The 19,935-nt window shown below is 66.0% G+C and carries 14 protein-coding genes and 2 pseudogenes; 12 read left to right on the top strand and 4 right to left on the bottom strand.

Going from position 1 to position 19,935, the window contains the following annotated elements:
- Positions 1 to 124: 124 nt before the first annotated feature.
- The 3 genes and pseudogenes from DM992_RS25050 to DM992_RS25035 form a co-directional block, all read right to left on the bottom strand.
- Positions 125 to 907 (bottom strand): annotated as a pseudogene (locus tag DM992_RS25050) (DUF932 domain-containing protein); the annotation flags it as partial.
- 735 nt (positions 908 to 1,642) lie between these two features.
- Entirely contained in the window at positions 1,643 to 5,215 is a 3,573-nt protein-coding gene (locus DM992_RS25040; protein WP_111019086.1) for an indolepyruvate ferredoxin oxidoreductase family protein, read from the bottom strand.
- A 226-nt stretch (positions 5,216 to 5,441) separates the two neighbouring features.
- Complete coding sequence (locus DM992_RS25035; RefSeq protein WP_111019085.1) at positions 5,442 to 6,950, bottom strand: PLP-dependent aminotransferase family protein; 1,509 nt, start codon at positions 6,948 to 6,950, stop codon at positions 5,442 to 5,444.
- A gap of 14 nt (positions 6,951 to 6,964) precedes the next feature.
- On the opposite strand from DM992_RS25035, the gene DM992_RS25030 reads away from it, so the two are divergent.
- Positions 6,965 to 8,476, top strand: coding sequence for an MFS transporter (locus DM992_RS25030; RefSeq protein ID WP_162631730.1), 1,512 nt, complete (start codon positions 6,965 to 6,967; stop codon positions 8,474 to 8,476).
- A 51-nt stretch (positions 8,477 to 8,527) separates the two neighbouring features.
- Here the strand turns inward: DM992_RS25030 and DM992_RS25025 are convergent, their stop codons facing one another.
- Entirely contained in the window at positions 8,528 to 9,391 is an 864-nt protein-coding gene (locus DM992_RS25025) for a LysR family transcriptional regulator (protein ID WP_111019083.1), read from the bottom strand.
- Between the two features lie 317 nt (positions 9,392 to 9,708).
- Here DM992_RS25025 and DM992_RS41805 point away from each other — a divergent pair, with 317 nt between their 5' ends.
- The 11 genes and pseudogenes from DM992_RS41805 to DM992_RS24975 all read left to right on the top strand — a co-directional run bounded on the left by DM992_RS41805 (position 9,709) and on the right by DM992_RS24975 (position 19,807).
- Positions 9,709 to 9,897 (top strand): hypothetical protein, encoded by a 189-nt coding sequence (locus tag DM992_RS41805; RefSeq protein WP_162631729.1) that lies wholly within the window; start codon positions 9,709 to 9,711, stop codon positions 9,895 to 9,897.
- A gap of 202 nt (positions 9,898 to 10,099) precedes the next feature.
- A pseudogene (locus DM992_RS25020) lies at positions 10,100 to 11,095 on the top strand (3-deoxy-7-phosphoheptulonate synthase); the annotation flags it as partial.
- 91 nt (positions 11,096 to 11,186) lie between these two features.
- Positions 11,187 to 12,338 carry a bifunctional chorismate mutase/prephenate dehydratase gene (locus DM992_RS25015; protein WP_162631728.1) on the top strand — a complete coding sequence of 384 codons (1,152 nt, stop codon included), beginning with the start codon at positions 11,187 to 11,189 and terminating at the stop codon, positions 12,336 to 12,338.
- The gene (locus tag DM992_RS25010) at positions 12,335 to 13,108 is read left to right on the top strand and encodes a hypothetical protein (protein ID WP_162631727.1); all 774 of its coding nucleotides are present in this window, start codon (positions 12,335 to 12,337) and stop codon (positions 13,106 to 13,108) included. The genes DM992_RS25015 and DM992_RS25010 overlap by 4 nt, the downstream gene beginning before the upstream one ends.
- An 88-nt stretch (positions 13,109 to 13,196) precedes the next feature.
- Positions 13,197 to 14,390 (top strand): acyl-CoA dehydrogenase family protein, encoded by a 1,194-nt coding sequence (locus tag DM992_RS25005; RefSeq protein ID WP_111019079.1) that lies wholly within the window; start codon positions 13,197 to 13,199, stop codon positions 14,388 to 14,390.
- 31 nt (positions 14,391 to 14,421) lie between these two features.
- Entirely contained in the window at positions 14,422 to 15,207 is a 786-nt protein-coding gene (locus DM992_RS25000) for an enoyl-CoA hydratase-related protein (RefSeq protein WP_343212472.1), read from the top strand.
- A gap of 42 nt (positions 15,208 to 15,249) precedes the next feature.
- The gene (locus tag DM992_RS24995) at positions 15,250 to 15,666 is read left to right on the top strand and encodes a thioesterase family protein (RefSeq protein WP_111019077.1); all 417 of its coding nucleotides are present in this window, start codon (positions 15,250 to 15,252) and stop codon (positions 15,664 to 15,666) included.
- Between the two features lie 143 nt (positions 15,667 to 15,809).
- Positions 15,810 to 16,406 carry a shikimate kinase gene (locus DM992_RS24990; RefSeq protein ID WP_111019076.1) on the top strand — a complete coding sequence of 199 codons (597 nt, stop codon included), beginning with the start codon at positions 15,810 to 15,812 and terminating at the stop codon, positions 16,404 to 16,406.
- 1,027 nt (positions 16,407 to 17,433) lie between these two features.
- Positions 17,434 to 18,813: a flagellar hook-length control protein FliK gene (locus DM992_RS24980; RefSeq protein ID WP_111019074.1), complete on the top strand. Its 1,380-nt coding sequence runs from the start codon at positions 17,434 to 17,436 to the stop codon at positions 18,811 to 18,813.
- Positions 18,814 to 18,988: 175 nt separating this feature from the next.
- Positions 18,989 to 19,144, top strand: a complete 156-nt coding sequence (locus tag DM992_RS42375) for a hypothetical protein (protein ID WP_175959995.1) — start codon at positions 18,989 to 18,991, stop codon at positions 19,142 to 19,144.
- Between the two features lie 183 nt (positions 19,145 to 19,327).
- Complete coding sequence (locus tag DM992_RS24975; protein ID WP_111019073.1) at positions 19,328 to 19,807, top strand: GNAT family N-acetyltransferase; 480 nt, start codon at positions 19,328 to 19,330, stop codon at positions 19,805 to 19,807.
- The last annotated feature ends 128 nt before the right edge of the window (positions 19,808 to 19,935 follow it).

The raw sequence follows: 19,935 nt of genomic DNA, 5'->3' as shown, positions 1-19,935 counted from the left end.
GACATCGGCGTCGTCGATGCAATGACGATACGGAGAGATTGGCGCGATTATGCGGATTCTGATACTTGGTGCAGGAGCGACGGGCGGTATTTCGGCGGTCGCCTTACAGCGGCGGGGCGCTACGGCCCCATGCTTTTCCGGACGCCGAAGCCGGAACCGAGCCTTTTCCATGTCCGGCATAGAGCTGACTGACCGCCTTGACGGCTCTTTCGTTGACGGCCACCGCTTCGCGATCGGGGAGATTGATCGTCGAGTAAGTCAGGACGCGCCGCAGAAATGCTTCGGCTGCCGAGTCGGTTACTTTGCGTTCGGACAACGCCTTGGCCCGGACCATGAACGCGTCCCATGTGGAGACGGCGATACCGAGCTGGCGTTTGACGGCAGTCGCGTCGAATTGCGAGCGGTGTGAGACTTTGATTGCGCCAGCGTTGTCGCCCGGGGCGATCTGCAAGGTATTGTTGCAGACGACGCGCACCGACGTGAACTGCGCGGTAGTGGCCAACGTCCCGTCGCAGGCGGTGGCCAAGAGCAGATAACCGTTGATCGAGTCTTTGCCCTTGAGGGTGCCCGATTGCCCCGCGCGGGCGAGGGTCCGGAGCTTGCGGCCTTCCTTGAGCGCACCCGCGGTCTCGAGCTGGAAGCCGCCGATCTCCGTCAGGTCTCGATAAAACTCCAAAATCTGTTCAGGTTGCACGACCTGATAACGAGCGGAAACGACGGACAGCGGTGCCTTGGTGTCCGACCGGTACAACACCTTCTGTTCGGGAAACGCGTGAATCGAGCCGAGGCTTCGATTGCCAGCGGAGACGAAGCGCACTTCGGCTTCTTCGATCCGCCAGTCCATGCCGGCGGCACGCCTCCAGACTTCGAGCGGTTGTTTCGGGGCGAGCTAGTTTCCAAGACCGTGCGGAGTGGTCCGGCGATCGAGCCCACGACGGCGCCAGTCTCTGCGCCAGCGAGCGCGGCGGCCATGCCACCGGTCGCTCCAGCGACGCTGCCAATCGTAGAACCAGCCTTGCGGGCGCGATTGCGCGTGTCGATACGCGAGGACAGACAACGCGGACAGCGGATTGCCGATCTTGGAGGCGACGGTGCAGCGGCCTTGGTCGGCGCCGGATCGGGCTTGCCCGGCTTGCCCATCAACGATTCGATCGCGTCGTGTAGGTCGTGGCGAGCTTCCGTATCAGGGGATGCGCGGGCGAATTCTTCACGCCGGCCGAACGGTGGATAGTTATTGCTCAATTCGGCGCTGGCTTCTTGCGCGGCGTGGACCATGTGATCGGGATACGGCGCGAACGCTTCCCATTCGTCGAATTCGTCGATATCGACGCAATGCGGGACGGTAGTGCTGGGAGTCGGCGAGGAAGCTACTGGGAGTGTGGGGGTATCGGCCGGTCCATAGTGGCGAGCCAATAAAAGCCCGCCGCAAACATTGCGACGAGCACGAGGCCCAGGCCGATCAGCACAAAGGCAGGGACGGCTGACCTGCTCCGCGCGTTTAGTACGGTGACGGTGTAGCGTCCGTTCTGCGCAAGAAAGGCATTCTTTGAAAGACCGGTTGCGGCCCGCGCGCAGCCGCCGAGGTCCATAAAAAAACGGCGACGCCGAAGCGTCGCCGTTTTCACATCCGCCCGCGTTCGCGTTACTTCGCGACGACGACGGGAATTCCCTTCAGCATGCCCGCGCCCTTCATCTCGTCGAGCGCGTGCTGCACGGCCGCGCTCGTCGCCGCGTCGATGCCGAGCTGCAGCGCAAGCTCGCGCTCCGCGCGCTTCACGCCGGCCAGGTTGCGCACCTTCACGTGACCGAAGCCGCGCACGCGTGCGTGCAGGTCGGCCAGCTGCACGACCTGCGCCGCATTGCCGGCCGTCGTCGCGGCGAGCGCTCGGGCGAGCGTCGTCTCGTAGTCGTCGGCGAGCGCGCGCTCCATCCTGCGCTCGACCGTGCGGCCGAACGGATCGAGCCACGTGCCGCGCAGGCTGCGCACGCGCGCCAGCATGCCGAACACCGGCCACATCCATTGGCCGAACACGCGCTTCTTCGGCACGCCGCCGTCGCGGCCGGCCTTTGCGATCGTCGGCGGCGCGAGGTTGAACTTCACGCGATACGCGTGACCCGGCACGCCTTCGAACTGCGCTTCGAGCGCGGTGCGGAATGCGTCGTCCGTGTAAAGCCGCGCGACCTCGTATTCGTCCTTCACCGCGAGCAGCCGGTAGAACGTCGTCGCGACTGCACGCGTCAGCGCGTCGTCGCCCTTCGCGCGCGCCGCGTTCACCAGCGCCCGGTAGCGCTCGACGTAGCGGGCGCCGCCGTACGCGTCGAGACGCGCTTCGCGATCGGCGATCAGTTCGGCAAGCGTCTCCGGCGCGGCGTGCGCGGCCACCGCGTGACGCGCGTTCCACAACGCGTCGAGGCCCGCCGCGTCGCCGGCCGCCATCCGGCCGATCGAGAACGCGAGCTTGTTCATCGGCACCGCGACGTTGTTCAGCTCGATCGCGCGCATCATCGCGGCGAGCGACACCGGCACGAGGCCGAGCTGCCACGCGTAGCCGAGCATCAGGATGTTCGCGCCGATCGAGTCGCCGAGGAATTTCGCGGCGAGCGCCTGCGCGTCGCAGCTCGACAGATAGCCGTCGCCGGCCGCGTGACGCATCTTCTCGAGCAGCGCGTCCGCATGCAGGTTCGCATCAGGGTTCTGCACGAACGACGCGTTCGGGATCCGGTGCGTGTTGACGACGATCCGCGAACGCTCGTGACGCACCGTCTGCAGCGCTTCCGCACTCGCGCCGACGACCATGTCGCACGCGAGCAGCACATCGGCCTGCTGCGTGTCGATGCGCACCTGGTTCAGCCAGCGGTCGCTCGCGGCGATCCGCACGAACGACAGCACCGAGCCGCCCTTCTGCGCGAAGCCCATGAAGTCGAGCACCGATGCGCTCTTGCCTTCGAGGTGCGCGGCCATGCTGATCAGCGCGCCGACCGTCACGACACCCGTGCCGCCGACGCCCGTCACGAGCATGTCGAACGGCGCCGCATCGAGATGCGTCGCCGGCACCGGCAGCGCGTCGACACGCACGGCGAGCGCCGCTTCGTCGAACGCGGCACCCGCGGCCTTCTTCAGCGCCGCGCCTTCGACCGTCACGAAGCTCGGGCAGAAGCCGTTCACGCACGAATAGTCCTTGTTGCACGACGACTGGTCGATGCGGCGCTTGCGGCCGAGCGGCGTCTCGAGCGGCTCGACCGACAGGCAGTTCGACTGCACGCCGCAGTCGCCGCAGCCTTCGCACACCGCGTCGTTGATGAACAGGCGCTTGTCCGGGTCGGGGAATTCGCCCTTCTTGCGGCGGCGGCGCTTCTCGGCCGCGCAGGTCTGGTCATAGATCAGCACGGTGACGCCCGGCGTCTCGCGCAACTCGCGCTGCACCGTGTCGAGCTCGCTGCGGTGGTGGAACGTCGTGCCCTTCGGGAACAACCCGTGATGGCCGTCGTACTTCTCCGGTTCGTCGGACACGACGACGAAGCGCGACACGCCTTCCGCCTCGACCTGCCGCGCGATCTGCGGCACCGAGATGCTGCCGTCGACCGGCTGGCCGCCCGTCATCGCGACCGCGTCGTTGTAGAGGATCTTGTACGTGATGTTCGCTTTCGCGGCGACTGCCTGGCGGATCGCGAGGATGCCCGAGTGGAAGTAGGTGCCGTCGCCGAGGTTCTGGAACACGTGCTTCGTGTTGGTGAACATCGCATGCGCGGCCCAGTCGACGCCCTCGCCGCCCATCTGGATCAGCCCCGTCGTGTCGCGCTCCATCCACGACGCCATGAAGTGGCAGCCGATGCCGGCCTGCGCGATCGAGCCTTCCGGCACCTTCGTCGACGTGTTGTGCGGGCAGCCCGAGCAGAAGTACGGCGTGCGCTTCACCGCGTCGGCCTCGTTCGACAGGATCTGCGGCGCGACGAGTTCGACGACGCGTTCGCGGCGGTCGAGCGCCGGCTTGTGCCGCGCGAGCCAGTCGGCGAACACCGGCAGGATGCGCGACGGGCGCAGCTCGCCGAGTTCGGACAGCAGGCAGGCGCCGGCAGCGTCGTGCTTGCCGAGCACGCGCGGGCGCGCGCCTTCGGTGCGGTTGTACAGGTAATCCTTGATCTGCTGCTCGATGACCGGGCCTTTCTCCTCGATCACGAGCACTTCGGCGAGCCCGTCGACGAAGGTCTCGATGCGCGTCATCTCGAGCGGATACGACAGGCCGACCTTGTAGATCCGCACGCCGGCCGCGTCGAGGTCGGCCACCGTCAGGTCGAGACGGCGCAGCGCTTCCATCAGGTCGAGGTGCGCCTTGCCGCAGGTGACGATGCCGACGTTCGCCTGCGCGCTCGGCGCGATCCACTTGTCGATGCTGTTGGTGCGCGCGAAATGGCGGACCGCGTCGAGCTTCGCGGCGAGGCGCGCCTCGATCGTGAGGCTCGGCAGGTCGGGCCAGCGGTTATGCAGGCCGCCGGCCGGCGGCGTGAAGCCGGCCGGCGCCGGCCACTGCGTCTGCAGCCCGTCGAGGTCGACGGTCGAGCCCGACTCGACCGTTTCCGAGATCGCCTTGAAGCCGACCCAGGCGCCCGAGTAGCGCGACAGCGCCCAGCCGTACAGGCCGAATTCGAGCATGTCGGCGATGTTCGCCGGGTTCACGACCGGCATGTGCCACGCGATCATCGCGAAGTCGCTCTGGTGCGGCATCGACGACGACACGCAGCCGTGGTCGTCGCCCGCGACGACGAGCACGCCGCCGTGCGGCGACGAACCGTACGCGTTGCCGTGCTTCAGCGCGTCGCCGGCGCGATCGACGCCCGGGCCCTTGCCGTACCACATCGCATACACGCCCTCGACCGTGCGCTCGGGATCGGCCTCGACCCGCTGCGTGCCGAGCACGGCCGTGCCGCCGAGTTCCTCGTTGATCGCGGGCAGGAAGCGCACGCCGCTGCCGTCGAGCAGTTTCTTCGCCTTCCACAACTGCTGGTCGACCATGCCGAGCGGCGAGCCGCGATAGCCGCTGACGAAGCCGGCCGTGTTGAGCCCCTGTTCGGTGTCGACCGCGCGCTGCATCAGCAGCAGGCGGACCAGCGCCTGCGTGCCGGTCAGGAAGATCCGGCCGCGCGTCGCGGTCAGGTTGTCGGTCAGGCGGTAGTCGGACAGGGCGGGCGGGCCGTCGACGGGCAAGCGGGCGGTCATGGGGAGGTGTCCTGTTTCTGTTCTTTCACTGGCGCGGTCTTGAAACCGGTGCAACGCGACCGTGCATCGCGGCCGTTCAATGCGGCTATTTTTCAGTGACGGAGGGAGATTTTTTTTTCTGATCTCTGCCGCCGGCCGCCACCACAAGCAAAAACCACCATCGAATGGCGCAAACAGGAGACAAATCTTGCGCAACGTTTCGGGTGTACTGTCTGGCGTCGCGCCGTCAGGCCACGATGGCGCGCCGCAGCCGCAGCACTGCGTCCCGCATGTTGCCGGGCAGCGTCGCGCCAAAACCGATCACGAGCCCGGCCTTGCCGCCGCCACGGTAATGCGCAGACAGCGGTGGCGTCTGCAGCCCGAGCGCCGTGGCGGCTCTCCACACCACGAGATCCGCGTCCGGTGCAGCCGCGCCACGCAGCTCCGCGACGAGATGCAGGCCGGCATCGGGCGCGCCTCCCCAATCGAGCACGTCCGCGCAGTGGCATTCGAGCGCGGCCAGCAGCGCATCCCGACGCTCGGCATAAAGCATCCGCATGCGGCGCAGGTGCGTCGCAAAATGCCCTTCGCCGATGAATTCCGCGAGCGTGACCTGCAACGGCGTCGGCGATTGCCGGTCAACCAGTGCGCGGGCGTGCGCAAAAGCCCCGGCGAGCCCCGGCGGCGCGATCAGGAAGCCGATCCTCAACCCGGGCGCGAGGACCTTCGCGAACGTGCCGACGTAGATCACGCGATTCGCGGCGGATTGCCGGCCGAGCGCGCGCAGCGGGTGCAGCGGCCGGCCGGCGTAGCGGTAGTCGCCGTCGCAATCGTCCTCGATGATCCAGGCGTCCGTACGCTCGGCCCAGTCCAGCAGCGCGAGCCGGCGCCGCAGGCTCATCGTCACGCCGAGCGGGTACTGATGCGACGGCGTAACCACCGCGAGGCGCGCGTCCGCGGCCAGCCGTGTACCGGCCTCGACGTCGAGGCCCTCCGCGTCGACCGGCACCGGCACCGCTCGTGCGCCGGCGCTTTCGACCGCGCTGTGTCCCGCGACGAATCCCGGGTTCTCGATCCACACCGTATCGCCTGCGTCGATCAGCAGGCGTGCGGCTAGCTCGATCGCGTGCTGCGAGCCGGACGTGATCACGACGTCGTCGGCATCGCACGGCAGGCCGCGCGTCACGCCCAGATGTTCGGCGATCGCCTCGCGCAGCGGGCGGTATCCGGCCGAATCGGCGTAGCCGAGCTGGTCGACGGTCGGCCGGCTGCGCCAGAAGCGGGCGGACAGTCGAGTCCACGTGTCGTACGGGAACGCATCGAACGCGGGGGTGCCGGGCGCGAGCAGGCCCGGCCCGCGCGGCACCGGCGTGACAGGCAGCCCGGCCAGACGGCGGCCCCGCTCGGACAGCGCCGGGTACGCATCGCCGCGCGCTGCGGTAACGGACAGCGGCGCCGTGGCGACGGGCGGCGCCAGATCCTCCGGCAATACGTCCGGCACGTAGATGCCGGAGCCGCGCTGCCCGCGCGCATAGCCCTCCGCGATGAGCCTGTCGTACGCCAGCACGACGGTCTGCCTCGACACGCCCAGTTCGGCCGCGAACGATCGCGTCGACGGCAGGCGCGCACCGGGACGCAGGTGGCCGCGCAGCACCGCCTCGCGCAGGTGACGGGCGATCTGCTCCTGAAACGGCAGCGCCGCTGCGGGATCGACGGCGAAAGCGCCCCAGACGGGCGGAGTGGCGCGTTTGCTCATTGCCTGAAAGTGGAGTGATTCAGTTTCCGAAAGTGGGCTTAGATAATAGTGCCACTTGTTGCTATCGTGCAAACCATGTCATTCCTTTCCCGATCACGCGCATGACTATCGAAGCGTCTTCCCTGCGCCGCGGCCTCGCGCTCGCGTCGCTCTATACGGGCGTATTCCTGCCGCCGCTGGATTACTTCATCGTCAATCTAGCGCTGCCTGCGATTCACGTCGGCCTGAAAGCCAGCGACGCGCAGATCCAGCTCACGGTCTCCGCATACGCGCTCGCATATGCCGTCGTCCTGATCACCGGCGGGCGCCTGGGCGATCTGTACGGACGCCGGCGGATCTTCATGATCGGCATGGCAGCCTTCGTCGTTGCATCGGCGCTGTGCGGCATGGCGATGAGCGGCGAGGTGCTGGTCGCGAGCCGCGTCGTGCAGGGCATCAGCGCGGCACTGATCACGCCGCAGGTCCTCGCGTCGATCCGCACTGTCTTTCCTGCGCAGATGCAGGCGCGCCTGATGGGCCTCTACGGGTTCGTGTTCGGGCTCGCGTCGGTGGCAGGGCAAGTCGGCGGCGGCGCGCTGATCGATCTGCATCCCTGGGGACTCGACTGGCGCGTGGTATTTCTCGTGAACGTGCCGATCGGCATGCTCGCGCTGGTGGGAACCTGGCGGTATCTGCCCGAGAGCCGTGCGGAGCGCGGCGCGCGCATCGACGTCCCGGGCATGGTCGCGCTGACAATTGCGCTGATGCTGCTGATCTATCCGCTGACTGTCGGCCGCGAGCTGCACTGGCCCGCATGGACGTTCTGGAGTCTCGGCCTGTGCATACCGGCATTCGTTGCGTTCATCCGGATCGAGCGCTGGATTGCGCGGCAGGCGCGCGATCCGCTCGTCGATGTGGCGGTGTTGAGCCAGCCGGTCGTGGCAATCGGCTTGCTGCTCGCGTTCCTCTTCTACAGTATCGCGGCGTTCTTTCTCACTTATGGCATCTACCTGCAGGAGGGGCTCGGCTGGACCCCGCTGCAATCGGGCCTCGGCCTTGCTCCCTACGGTGCTGGCTATCTGCTCGGGCCGCTCGCGACGCCATGGCTCGCCCGCCGCATCGGCGAGGGCCTGATGCCGCTTGGGTTCGGTTGCCTCGCCGGCGGCTTCGGGCTCTGCGCATCGCAACTGGGCCATGGTGCGCCGGAACTGCCGTTTTATATCGGTCTCTTGATTGCCGGGACTGGGCAAGGGTTGGCGCTGCCGTCGCTGCAGCGGATCGTACTTGCGGACGTCGACACGCGCCATGCCGGCATGACCGCCGGAGCAATTGTCGCGATGCTCTATATCGGCGCCGCTTTCGCGGCCGCCTGCATCGGCGGTGCGTTCTTCGGCGCGCTCGGCGAGGGCGGCGGCGCGGCAGCGCACGCGCATGCGATGCGCATCGGCCTCGAATGGATGCTCGTGCCGCTCGTCGCGGGGTTCCTGGTTAGCGTCTGGATGGTGCAGCGTCGCGATCGGACGACGAGCGCCGTGCGTGGCATGTGACCCGGCGCGCGAGGTCCCGGGGCGGGCTTGCCCGCGTGCGGCACGGGGCGCTCACGCCGTGTCCGCGACGCGATCCTTGCCGCCATACGAAGCGGCAATGACGCGCAGCGCCTGTTTCGCGCGCTCGTCCAGCGAGCCGCTGTGCAACATGACATCGGAACTCGGCAGCGGCGGCAATCCGAAACGGGGGCCGACCTCGACGGATCCGGCCGGCGCCGCGGGCCGGGCCAGCGCTGCGACGGCCAGACCCGCGGATACGGCGGCCGCGACCGTATTCACGCCCCCACCCACGAAGACCTCAAGCCAGGGAATGCCCGCGTCGTCGAGCGCCCGCGACGCCATCGCGCGGACCCTGCACGTGGCGGGCAACGAAGCAACACGTAGCGGCGTTCCCGGCTCGTAATGCAAGCTCGGCGCGGCGTACCAGCCGATCTGTTCGTTGGCGATCACGCAGCCGTCGTCGCGTCCGTCGACGTGCCGGACGATCGCGGCGTCGAGATTGCGGCCATCGAGTTCGGCGAGCAGCCGGCGGGAATTGTCGACGCGCACTTCGATCGTCAGCCCGGGATCGAACACATGAAGCATCGACAGCAATGCCGTCAATTCCGTACCGACGAGATTATGGCTCACGCCGAGCATCAGACGCGCGGGTGGTAGCGTCAGCCCACGCAGCGCGCGGTCATGCGCGGCGACGAAATCGCGCGCGGACTCGACGAATGCATTCCCTTCCCGCGACAGTCTCACGCTGCGCGGCGTGCGATCGAGCAACCGGTATCCCAGGCGCTCCTCGAGGCGTTTCAATTTCACGCTGACCACGCCCTGTGTCGTATCGAGAAAATCTGCCGCCTTCGTAAAGCTTTCCAATTCGGCAACCAGCAGAAATGCGCGAACGGCGTCGACATCGAGTGTAGCCATGGCCAATCATCCAGATTTGTTGTGATTGAAATAATTATTTCGATATTCAACACATACTCAGGGAACTCCATAATTCTGTCAACTCGCCACGAGTGATAGTGATTGAGAACGGATATTATTGAGAGGGCCACATGAATAACTCTATCTGCGCCACCAACCGAACGGCTTTATCGCAATCGGGCCTCTTTCGCACCGGGTAAACCGCTGGCGCAGGTTTGCGCCGGGCATACCATGCGCGCGCCGGCAGCTATGACGGAGTCGGTCCGGCGATATGGTGCAGACCGATTTGCCTTCCGGGATCCTGCAATCGAGATCGCATGATTCACGCTGCTCCGGAAATTTGCCGGGACGGCGGGGCCCGCTTTTTGATTACGCTCGTTTTTGACGAATTGCATTCAGAAAGCTTTCGAATTGCACTTGCTACTCCATCGAATATTCATGGAGATGGATTGGTGCGACCAGAATTTCGCCCAATTGCGTATCGGACGGATTTAATCGATCAATAAGCCCGCCGGAGTGCATTGCCGGATTTTTGAAAATATGACGTAACGCAATCCGTCTACTTCGGTTAGACAGCCTATTCATCAATTTGCAATACCAATGATTAGCGAGGAAGCCATGAACGAGCAACGCGATCCCCCCGTGTTCGTCTCCCCTCCTGCACGCCTGCGGTGCGAACTGCCGGCCGATCGCGACGAGGTGCGCTTCGTCGCCGAATCGCGGGATGCGATCCGCCGCATTCTGGATGGAGACGACGACCGGCTTCTCGTGATCGTTGGCCCCTGCTCGGTGCACGAGCGCACCGCTGCGTTAGATTATGCGGCGCGCCTGTCCGAGGTTCGGCGCACGTTGCATCGCGACCTGGAAATCGTGATGCGAGTCTATTTCGAGAAGCCGAGAACCTGTCTCGGCTGGAAAGGCCTGATCAACGATCCGCATCTGGACGAATCTCACGACATTGATGCCGGGCTGCGGATCGCGCGCCAGTTGATGCTGGACGTCACGTCGCTGCGTTTGCCGGTTGCCACTGAGTTCCTCGACGTCCTGAGCCAGCACTATCTCGCGGACCTCGTATCGTGGGGCGCGATCGGAGCCCGCACGACCGAATCGCAGATCCACCGTGAAATGGCGTCCGGGCTAGCCTGCCCGATCGGATTCAAGAACGGCACCGACGGCGACCTGAAGGTTGCGATCGATGCGATCCGCTCGGCACGCAGCCGCCATCGCTTTCTCGGCGTCGATGGCGATGGCCGGTTCGTCAGGCAGTCGACGGGCGGAAATGGCCACGGTCATCTGGTCCTGCGCGGCGGGAAGGTGCCCAACTACGACGCGCAGAGCGTGGGCGCTGCCTGCGAGCAGCTGGTGGCGCACGGGCTAGCGCCCCGCGTCGTCATAGACGCGAGCCACGGCAACAGCGGCAAGCAGCACGAGAACCAGTTGCCCGTGTGCGCATCGATTGCCGCGCGCGTCGCGGCCGGCGATGCCTGTGTCGCCGGCGTGATGATCGAGTCTAACCTCATCGCCGGCAACCAGTCGCTCGGCGCCGGCGCTGGGCTCGTCTACGGCCAGAGTGTTACCGATGCCTGCATCGGCTGGAACGACACGGTCGCGACGCTCGAGCGGCTCGCCGCCGCGACCCGCGCTCGCCGGCGCCCGTCCGCCGGCGCCCGCGCCGATCTGGCGCCGCTCTCTTCGACCGCATGACCGATGGCCACCGCCGGTCGCGTCGCTCGGCCGCCAAGCCGAGTACGCGCACCCCGGTGCGGCAAAACCCGACACACTCTCTTTTCGCTCCATGGACAACCTCACGCACGCGCCCGATGAACGCGAGGTCGACCGGCACCGGCGGTCGATCAAAGCGATCGACCACGAATTGCTCCGGTTGCTCAATCGTCGCAGCGAGCATGCGCAACAGATCGGCTTATTGAAGCTGCGCGCGGGGCTCGCGATTCTGCAGCCGTTGCGAGAGCAACGGATTCTCGACCAACTCAAGCAGCTCAACCCGGGGCCGCTGCGGCCTGCGCAGGTCGAACAGATCTGGGGGGAGATCTTCTCCGCATCGAGGAGCCTGCAGCAGGCCGCACCGATTGCCTTCCTCGGGCCCAGCGGTACGTATAGCGAAGATGCGGTGATCCGGTTTTTCGGCGACGCGGCCTTGCGCATCGGTTGCGCGACGCTCGATGACGTATTCGACGCGGTTGCGTCAGGTGCCGCACCCAGCGCAGTCGTGCCGTTCGAGAATTCCGCGCACGGCTGCGTCGCGGACACGCTCGATCTGCTCGCCCGCACCGGCCTGCCCGCCAGCGGGGAAGTCGTCCTGCCGATCGTGCACTGTCTCCTGTCGCATGCGCGGGATCTGAGCGCGGTCGACTGCGTGCTCGGGCATGCGCAGGCGCTCGCGCAATGCAGGAACTGGCTCGATCGCCACTTGCCCGGCGTCGAGCGACGCGCTGTCTCGAGCAACGCTGCGGCGGTGAAGGCGGCCAGCGAAAGCGCCACCCACGCAGCGCTCGCCGGCGAGCGCGCCGGGCAACTATACGGCATTGCGGTGCTGCATCGCGCAATTCAGGACCAGCCGTCGAATCGCACACGGTTCCTGATCATCGGCGACGCGCCGCGCGTCGAGGCGAGCAACGGCAAAACGCTGATACGGGCCGAGATCGAGCATCACGCCGGCAGTCTCGCCCGCTTGCTTGCTCCCCTGCAAGCCCACGGCGTCTCGGTCGAATTCCTCGAAACACGCCCGCTCGGCAACGGCGTATGGACGTATTGCTTCTATCTCGAGCTTGCGGGCTTTCCTCACGAGGCGCCGGTTGCGGCAGCGCTGGCGGAGATGACGCGACGGGCGTCGGCGTTTGCGGTGCTCGGTTCGTATGCGCGCTCGACCGCGTGCGTGGCACCCGCCGCACCGCTCCCGACCGACCCTGCCAAGGAGCGCGCGCAATGAACCGGCCCGCTGACCATGCAATGCACCGCATCAAGCGGATTTTTACATCGCTGGACGACCGCCTGATCGTGCTGCTTCGCTGCACGCCGCACACGCTCGCGCGTCGCGACACGATGAAGTGCCTCAACACGCTGCGCTCCGCTTACGAGGACGATCTGGAAATCGTGCCGTTTCTCGCGGCGAGTTGCCGGCGCACGTTGCCGGAGGCCGTCGAACGAACGCTCGGCCGCCGGGTGCGCCGCACCGACTTCTCGCTGGCCGTCGAGCACGACGCCATGCGCGGGTCCGGCTTGCCGTCCGCGTGGTGGCTGTGGGACGGCCGCGCGCCGCTGCGAACCCCGTCCGATGCGCCGCTCATCGCGACGCTCTGTCCGGCTGTCTCCCTGCCGGAACTTGGCTGGGCACTGCCGCTCGCCGAAGGCGATTGCCTGACGGAACGCCTGGCCGCGCTCGCCGACGGCGCGCTGCCGGCCGGCGGCCGGCGCCTGCTGGTCGACCTGCGCGCACACGGTGCAAGCGGCATGCGCATGCTCCGGCATACCCGACTGGCGGCCGAATCGATCGGCTCGCATCGTGACCTGCTGGGCGGCGCGGTGCTCGATCTGCGCGAACTGGTCGACCTGCGCATGCCGCCCGCGCCGTCATCACACGACGCGTGCGTCCATCTCGACACTACCAAGGCGCTGCTCGACGAACTGGCGAACGTCGTTACGCATTGCCGCATCGCGACCTACACACGCGCAAGCCGATCGCTATGGCGGCGCTTGTAGTCCCCGGAAGCGGACAGGCGGACACCGACGTTCCCGCCGCCGCTCCCTTTCACCTCTCGATTCACGTCTCTATCAAGGATTCGACAACATGACGACGACCAAGGCAAAGGTGAAATTCGATCCGCTCGATCCGCTGCTGCTCACCCGCGAACTGTCGGACGACGAAAACACGTATCGCGGACGGGTGCGCGCGTTCGCGACCGACGTACTTATGCCGCGCGTGCGCAGCGCGTTCCGGCACGAGCACGAGGACCGCGCGATCTTCCGCGAAATGGGCGCGCACGGCCTGTTTGGCTGCATGGTGCCCGAGCAGTACGGCGGCGAAGCGCGCAATGCCGTCTGCTACGGAGTTGCCTCGCACGAAATCGAACGCGTGGATTCGGGCTACCGGTCGCTGCTGACGATCCAAGCGTCGCTCGTCATCTTCCCGATCCTGCATTTCGGTTCCGACGCCCAGCGGGAGCGGTATCTGCCGAAACTCGTATCCGGCGAATGGGTGGGCTGCTTCGGGATGACCGAGGCGAACCTCGGTTCCGATCCCGGTGCGATGCAGACGCGCGCAGTCAAGGTGCCGGGTGGCTATCGTCTGATCGGCGAGAAGAACTGGATTACGAACGCACCGATCGCGGATGTGCTGGTCGTCTGGGCGAAGGCGGAGGACGGCAGCGTGCTCGGATTTATCGTCGAACGAGATGCCGTTGGGCTGTCGACGCCCGTCATCGAAGGCAAGATGGCACTGCGCGCGTCGACGACAGGGAAGATCGTGCTGGACGACGTGATGATCCCCGATGCACAGGTGCTGCCCGGAGTGAAGCGTTTGTCCGATCTCTTCAGCTGCCTGAATTCCGCCCGCTATGGGATCTCTTGGGGCGCACTTGGCGCCGCGGCTGCCTGCTACGAGACCGCGCGCGATTACACGCTCGCCCGCAGCCAGTTCGGCAGGCCGCTCGCCGCCAACCAACTGATCCAGAAGAAGTTCGCCGACATGCTGACCGAAATCTCGCTCGGGATGCTCGGCTGCCTTCGCTTCGGCCGAATGACCGACGACGGCATCGCGAGCGTCGAACTGACGTCGATCCTGAAGCGCAACTCGTGCGGCAAGGCGCTGGACATTGCCCGCGTCGCGCGCGACATGCTCGGCGGCAACGGCATCTCCGACGAGTACTGCGTGATCCGTCACTTGCTCAATCTCGAAGTCGTGAATACGTACGAGGGCACGCATGACATCCACGCGCTCGTGCTGGGCAAGGCGATCACCGGCCTGAGCGCATTCGCGAACTGAGCGCCTCGATCCATCCCGACTGGAGATCAACATGCACCCCATGCAAGAGCTGCTCGTCGTCGCGGAACGGATCGGTCGGGTTGCCCATCTGCAACTCAACCGACCGACGAAGGCGAACGTACTCAACGCGGAACTGATGGCGGCCCTGTCTGCCCACCTGGCGCACCTCGATGGCGATGATGAAGTCAGCGTAATCGTCATCTCAGGGCATCCGAAGTTCTTCGCCGCCGGCGCGGACCTGGCTGCGATGGTCGAGCTCGACGCCGCGGACGTGATGCGCGAACGCTTTCTCACCGGCGCGTGGGAATGCGTCGGGCGCGTACGCAAACCGGTCGTCGCCGCGGTGACAGGCTATGCGACCGGAGGCGGGTGCGAACTCGTCCAGGCCTGCGACGCCATCATCGCGGGCGAGTCGGCCCGCTTCGGACAGCCGGAACTGGCTGTCGGCACGATTCCCGGGCTCGGCGGCACGCAACGCCTGCCGCGCTGCATCGGCAGAATGCGCGCGCTGGATTGGTGCCTGCGCGCCCGCATCGTCACGGCACGGGAAGCGCACGACGCCGGCCTCGTCACGCAGGTGGTCGCTGACGAGAACGTCGTCCCGCACGCGATCGCGTACGCGCAAGAGGTGGCGGCCTACTCGCTTCCGGCACTGATCCTGTTAAAGGAAGCGATCAACCGCACGGCCGAGATGCCATTGTCGGCCGGCCTCGATTTCGAAAAACGCCTGTTCTACTCGACTTTCGCGTTCGAGGACAGACGAGAAGGCATGGCCGCGTTTCTCGCGAAGCGAGCGCCCGTGTTCCGGCATGCGTGACGCACGCGCCATTTCATTTTCATGAGGAGCAGGTCGAGCATCATGACGAAACGCTATTTCACTCAGCAGATCGTCGTCCGCTATTCGGACATCGATTACATGGGGCACGTCAGCAACGCGGTCTATTACCAGTACCTGCAGGACGCGTACGTGAAGTTTATGTACGGGTTGCTCGAGGCACCGTTCAGCGAACGCATCTCGCAGATCACCGTGAAGACGGTATGCGAGTACGTCGATCAGGTGCGGCTCGGCGAGGTGCTGAATCTGCGCGCAAGCGTCGTCCGGTTCGGCACACGGAGTTTCGACATCGAGTATCTGCTGGCACGCCGGGACAACGATGAGCATCTGGTCGCACGCGGCCTGTCGACCCACGTCACGTTCGATTACGGAAACAACGTATCGATTCCGCTGCCGGACGACCTGAAGGCGGGCGTGCTCGCCTATCAGGGCAGCCTGTAATCGCAGCCGTCGATTCGGCCGACCTGTCTGTCGGTACGCCAGTGTGCACCCTCCAGACGATCGGCTGCCGTACCACGCTGGCTCGATCCCGGTCGCTGACGCAGCTTTTCGGGATCGGGCCGCATTACCGACAAGGCCTGAACATGGCTCACGCTTCCCGGCCGCACGACGGCCTGGCCGCCGAGAACGCGGCGGCGCCGAACCACCCTGGTGCGCCCGGGACGGACCGCGAAAGCGGCCGCCGGTTCTGTCTCGTCGGCCTGATGGGCACCGGCAAGACGACGGTGGGACGGCATCTGGCAGAGCGCCTGTCAATCGACTTCGTCGACGCCGACGCCCTGCTCGAAGTGCGGCTGGGCTACCCGATCCGGGAATGCTTCGCGCGCGACGGTGAACGGGCCTTCCGCGCCCGGGAGTCGGAGGTGATCGAGGAAATCGCCCGCTGGCCCGATGTCGTGCTTTCGACCGGCGGCGGTGCCGTGCTTTGCGCACGCACCCGTTCGACGCTGAAGCGCCGCTTCACTGTCGTGCACCTGACCGCCACCGTCGACGAAATCCACGCCAGAACGCGGCACGACCGATCCCGCCCGCTTCTGCAGACCGACGATCCGGTTGCTACGCTTCAAAGTCTGATGCAGCAGCGGCACGAGCTCTACGAAGCCTGTGCTGATCTCACGGTTGACACGACCCACCGCTCCGTCGCGGCAATCGTGACCCATCTGACCCGCCTGCTGATGTGATGCTGGCCGACGTACGCGGTGCGTTGCCGAGCCCATCACGCTGAAGCGCCGCGCGGTCGACGTTCTATCGAGACCGTAGAGGATGGTCATCGCTGAACCGAGTTCGAACATCTTCTTCGACCGGCAGGCTCGGAGGTGCTGGATGGAGGTGGACTTCAGCGTGGCTTGCGGTCTTCCCCGACCTCAGCAATCGTGCTGGGACCAACAGCCCATTGACCCGCGTCCAGACGCTCATAGGTGCCAGCGAGACAATTGACCGGGATTTTTGATGCGCTGCTTATCGACGGTACTACAAGTGCCTTCGCAAAGGTGCGCCTTGAGATTGCGCTGACGAAGCAGCGTCGGAGCGGACGGCGGTCTCGTCTGGACGTCGGACGTAATAGGCGACAGACGAAGAAACGGTAGCCGGGCCAGCTCGCGGCCAGGTCTTCGTCAAGACGAATGACGTACTTCTTTCAGAAATAGACGTCGCCCTCCACACGAAAGCAGCGTCCTTCGTCGACCACTGTGCAGTGTTCTTCAAATAATTCTTGAAGGCTTCATATAGCGATTGGTAGTTGGCCTGGGCATCGACTGGGAAGGCGGTCAGGGCATGCTGATGCAACATCATCATCACGGGCAGGCCCCCGTCTCGAATAACCTCTTCAGAGAACGTAGCCCCCGCCATGACGTCCGCCAGAGTGGATTGCTGCGCTGTCGGCAGGCTCAAGGTCTCAGGAGAGCTCTCTGCATCGAGTGCCTCCTTCAACTCGCTTTCGTTCGCCGCGTCCTGATACGCGTCGAGCACGTCGGGGTTAGGAGCAGTCCGGTCACCTTGCCGTCGAAGACTGGTTTGTCGGTTGGTTTGAGCGCTTTGGCTTGTTTGTCGGTTAGCATCGGTTTCTGGCCCATCAAGTAGCCCATCGAGGATCACTGGACAGGGCTGGATGGTGTCTGGGTAAAATGGCCGGGTTGATGATGCAAGCTATTGATTTGTTGAAAGATAATCGGATTTCGATGGATGTTATTGGACAATAATTTGGCAGACATGACCGAATCCGTTTCCACGCCTCGCTCCCGTTCCCGTTCCAATCGTTCGTCGGCCCGTTCCCGCCAGCGCTCGGCGGCTGCCGCGGGCAGCACGTCCGCGAGGGCGACGTCGCGGCCCGGCAGCACGCCGGCCGGCGATGCGCCGCGGGACGAACTGACGCTCGACCTGTTCGGCGATCCGGTGCTCGAGCCGGGCGAGCGGGTGCCGGTCACGGCACGCGACGAAGCGGTTGCGCAAGTCGAAGCGGCGGCCGGTGTCGCGGACGATGCGGCCGCCGGGCGGCAGGCCTCGCTGGACGGGTTCAGCGCACCGGAGGCCGCAAGTGCGCCGGGGCATGCGGAAGCTGAAGGCGCGGTGAAGCCGGAAGTCGCGGCGGCGGTTGACGGTGTTTCGGCGCCCGAAGGCGGCGATGCTGCGACCGCGGACGGTGTGACTGCGGCTGATGGCGTTGTGATGAAAGTGGTCGATGTGCCTGCGGCCGATGGCGTTGCAGCGAAGGCAGCCGATGTGCGTGAGGCCGATGGCGGCACGGTGGCGGTAGGCGAGCTGCAAGCGGCAGATGGCGCTGCGGCGAAGACGGCCGATCGACAAGCGGCTGATGACGAAGTTGCGAAAGCTGCTATCGAAGCGGCGGCCGGCGTCGCGGCCGTCAAATCCCGCGAAGGGCGCTCTTCCGGTGATGCGGTGAAGGAGCGCCGCTCGTCGTCGGGTGGCAAGCGCCGGGCGGCTGCCGGCGCAAGCGACGCGACGTCGGTGCAATCCGCACCGGTTGCGACGAGCGTCGACAAGGCGCCGGACGCGACCGGATCGAACCCGGGGGCGGACGCCGTTTCGACGGTCGAGCCGCAGACGCCGGCACAACCGGTCGAGCCCGCGAACACCGCGAACACCCGTGACGCTGCCCTGACCAACGCCTCGCCATCGCAGGTCACGCAGCCTGTCGCTTCCGCCGCGTCCTTCGTGACGAAGTCGTCGTCGGAACGCACGCAGCCGGCCGCGCCGGCCTTCGATCCGGACACGCACCTGCGTCCGCTCACGGACCGGCTCGCCGCGCTGCAGGCCGACATGGACGGTTTGACGCGCGCGGCCGATCGCGAGATGCGCCGTGTCAATCGCCTGTTGCTGGCGCTGGCCGTCGTCGTGCTGGCGGGGCTCGTCGCGCTGATGCTGCAAACGCGGCAGATCGCGCACCTGAAGCAGGACGCGGCCACCAAGCAGCAGCGGATCGATCGCCTGGCGGCCGATCTGTCGACGCAACAGGCAACGCTGATGACGCTCGAGGAGCACCACGAAGCGCTCCTGTCGCAGGTCGACCGGCTTCAGCGCAATGCGAACCGCGACGCGGCCGTCGCGAAGCGTGCCCGCCGCACGCGCTAATAGTTCCGACCCTATCCTGGAAGCCCGACGGGGCAAGGATCGCCGCTCCGCGCCTGCGATCGGTGGCGGCGCACGTGCGGCAAACTGATGCGGCGTACTGGCAGAGTTCAGGGAAAACCCTTAGAATGGAGCTTGTCTAAGGGAAAACCCTAGATACAACTGTCAGGAGTCTCACATGAGCTTCATCCTTGCTCTGCTGCAAAAGATCGACGACCTGTTCGTATCGCCGCACCTGCCGCTCGACGCCGATTACTCGTACGCTGCGCGTCATGCCGAAGCCGAGCGCGTGCGCCGTGCGCATCTCGTGCCGATCGTCCTGTATCGTCGCTGATTCGCTGATTCGCTGATTCGCTGATTCGCTGATTCGCTGATTCGCTGATTCGCTGATTCGCTGATTCGCTGATTCGGCGCGGCGCCTGCTACACCTGCCCGCTTGTTTTCCGCCGCTGCCCCGCGCGCCGGCGCGACCGTCCCGCTACACTGGAAGTTGGATTCCTCTCACGGCGACCGGGCCATGCTGCAGATGCGGCCGATGACGGCCGGTGAATTCCACGCGTACCGCACGCGAGCCATCGACGGCTACGCGCGCGATCTCGTTTCATCCGGACAAAACGCTGTCGAAGACGCGGCCGATCGTGCGCGCGCCTGTTTCGACATGCTGCTGCCGGACGGCCTGCGGACATCCGGCCAGATCCTCGTCATGCTCATCGACGGCGCCAGCGGCGACGCGGTGGGCGACCTCTGGTACGCGATCGTGCCCGAAGGGCCGAACCGTACGCTGTTCATCTACGACCTCGACATCGTCCCGTCCCGGCGCCGCCAGGGCTGGGCCACGCGCGCGCTCGATGCGCTCGACGCAGAGGCGCGCCGGTATGGCATCACCGAGATCGGGCTGTCGGTGTTCAATCACAACGCGGCGGCCCGCGCGCTGTATCGTGCGTGCGGCTTCGCGCCGATCACGACGACGTTGATCAAGCCGGTAATCCCGGGCTGAATCCGCTGGCGGGTGCTCCGTCGTCACGCGCTGCCGATTCGACGCGCCGCAGACGGCAAACGCCGGCCCCCCTCCCGATCCTTCCTGTTCTCCAGGCGCCGAACGCCGAACGCAAGTCCGGCTGGCGT

The sequence above is a fragment of the Burkholderia sp. JP2-270 genome (assembly GCF_003233675.1).
Taxonomy (GTDB): Bacteria; Pseudomonadota; Gammaproteobacteria; order Burkholderiales; family Burkholderiaceae; genus Burkholderia; species Burkholderia pyrrocinia_C.
The sequence above is the reverse complement of the archived record's forward strand: the minus strand, read 5'-3'. Positions and strand labels throughout refer to the sequence as shown.

What these genes read in the sequence shown, in the direction of transcription:
- DM992_RS25040 (WP_111019086.1), bottom strand. Translation starts at nt 5,215, where the DNA reads ATGACCGCCCGCTTGCCCGTCGACGGCCCGCCCGCCCTGTCCGACTAC.
- DM992_RS25035 (WP_111019085.1), bottom strand. Translation starts at nt 6,950, where the DNA reads ATGAGCAAACGCGCCACTCCGCCCGTCTGGGGCGCTTTCGCCGTCGAT.
- DM992_RS25025 (WP_111019083.1), bottom strand. Translation starts at nt 9,391, where the DNA reads ATGGCTACACTCGATGTCGACGCCGTTCGCGCATTTCTGCTGGTTGCC.
- DM992_RS41805 (WP_162631729.1), top strand. Translation starts at nt 9,709, where the DNA reads ATGATTCACGCTGCTCCGGAAATTTGCCGGGACGGCGGGGCCCGCTTT.
- DM992_RS25015 (WP_162631728.1), top strand. Translation starts at nt 11,187, where the DNA reads ATGGACAACCTCACGCACGCGCCCGATGAACGCGAGGTCGACCGGCAC.
- DM992_RS25010 (WP_162631727.1), top strand. Translation starts at nt 12,335, where the DNA reads ATGAACCGGCCCGCTGACCATGCAATGCACCGCATCAAGCGGATTTTT.
- DM992_RS25005 (WP_111019079.1), top strand. Translation starts at nt 13,197, where the DNA reads ATGACGACGACCAAGGCAAAGGTGAAATTCGATCCGCTCGATCCGCTG.
- DM992_RS25000 (WP_343212472.1), top strand. Translation starts at nt 14,422, where the DNA reads ATGCACCCCATGCAAGAGCTGCTCGTCGTCGCGGAACGGATCGGTCGG.
- DM992_RS24995 (WP_111019077.1), top strand. Translation starts at nt 15,250, where the DNA reads ATGACGAAACGCTATTTCACTCAGCAGATCGTCGTCCGCTATTCGGAC.
- DM992_RS24990 (WP_111019076.1), top strand. Translation starts at nt 15,810, where the DNA reads ATGGCTCACGCTTCCCGGCCGCACGACGGCCTGGCCGCCGAGAACGCG.
- DM992_RS24980 (WP_111019074.1), top strand. Translation starts at nt 17,434, where the DNA reads ATGACCGAATCCGTTTCCACGCCTCGCTCCCGTTCCCGTTCCAATCGT.
- DM992_RS42375 (WP_175959995.1), top strand. Translation starts at nt 18,989, where the DNA reads ATGAGCTTCATCCTTGCTCTGCTGCAAAAGATCGACGACCTGTTCGTA.
- DM992_RS24975 (WP_111019073.1), top strand. Translation starts at nt 19,328, where the DNA reads ATGCTGCAGATGCGGCCGATGACGGCCGGTGAATTCCACGCGTACCGC.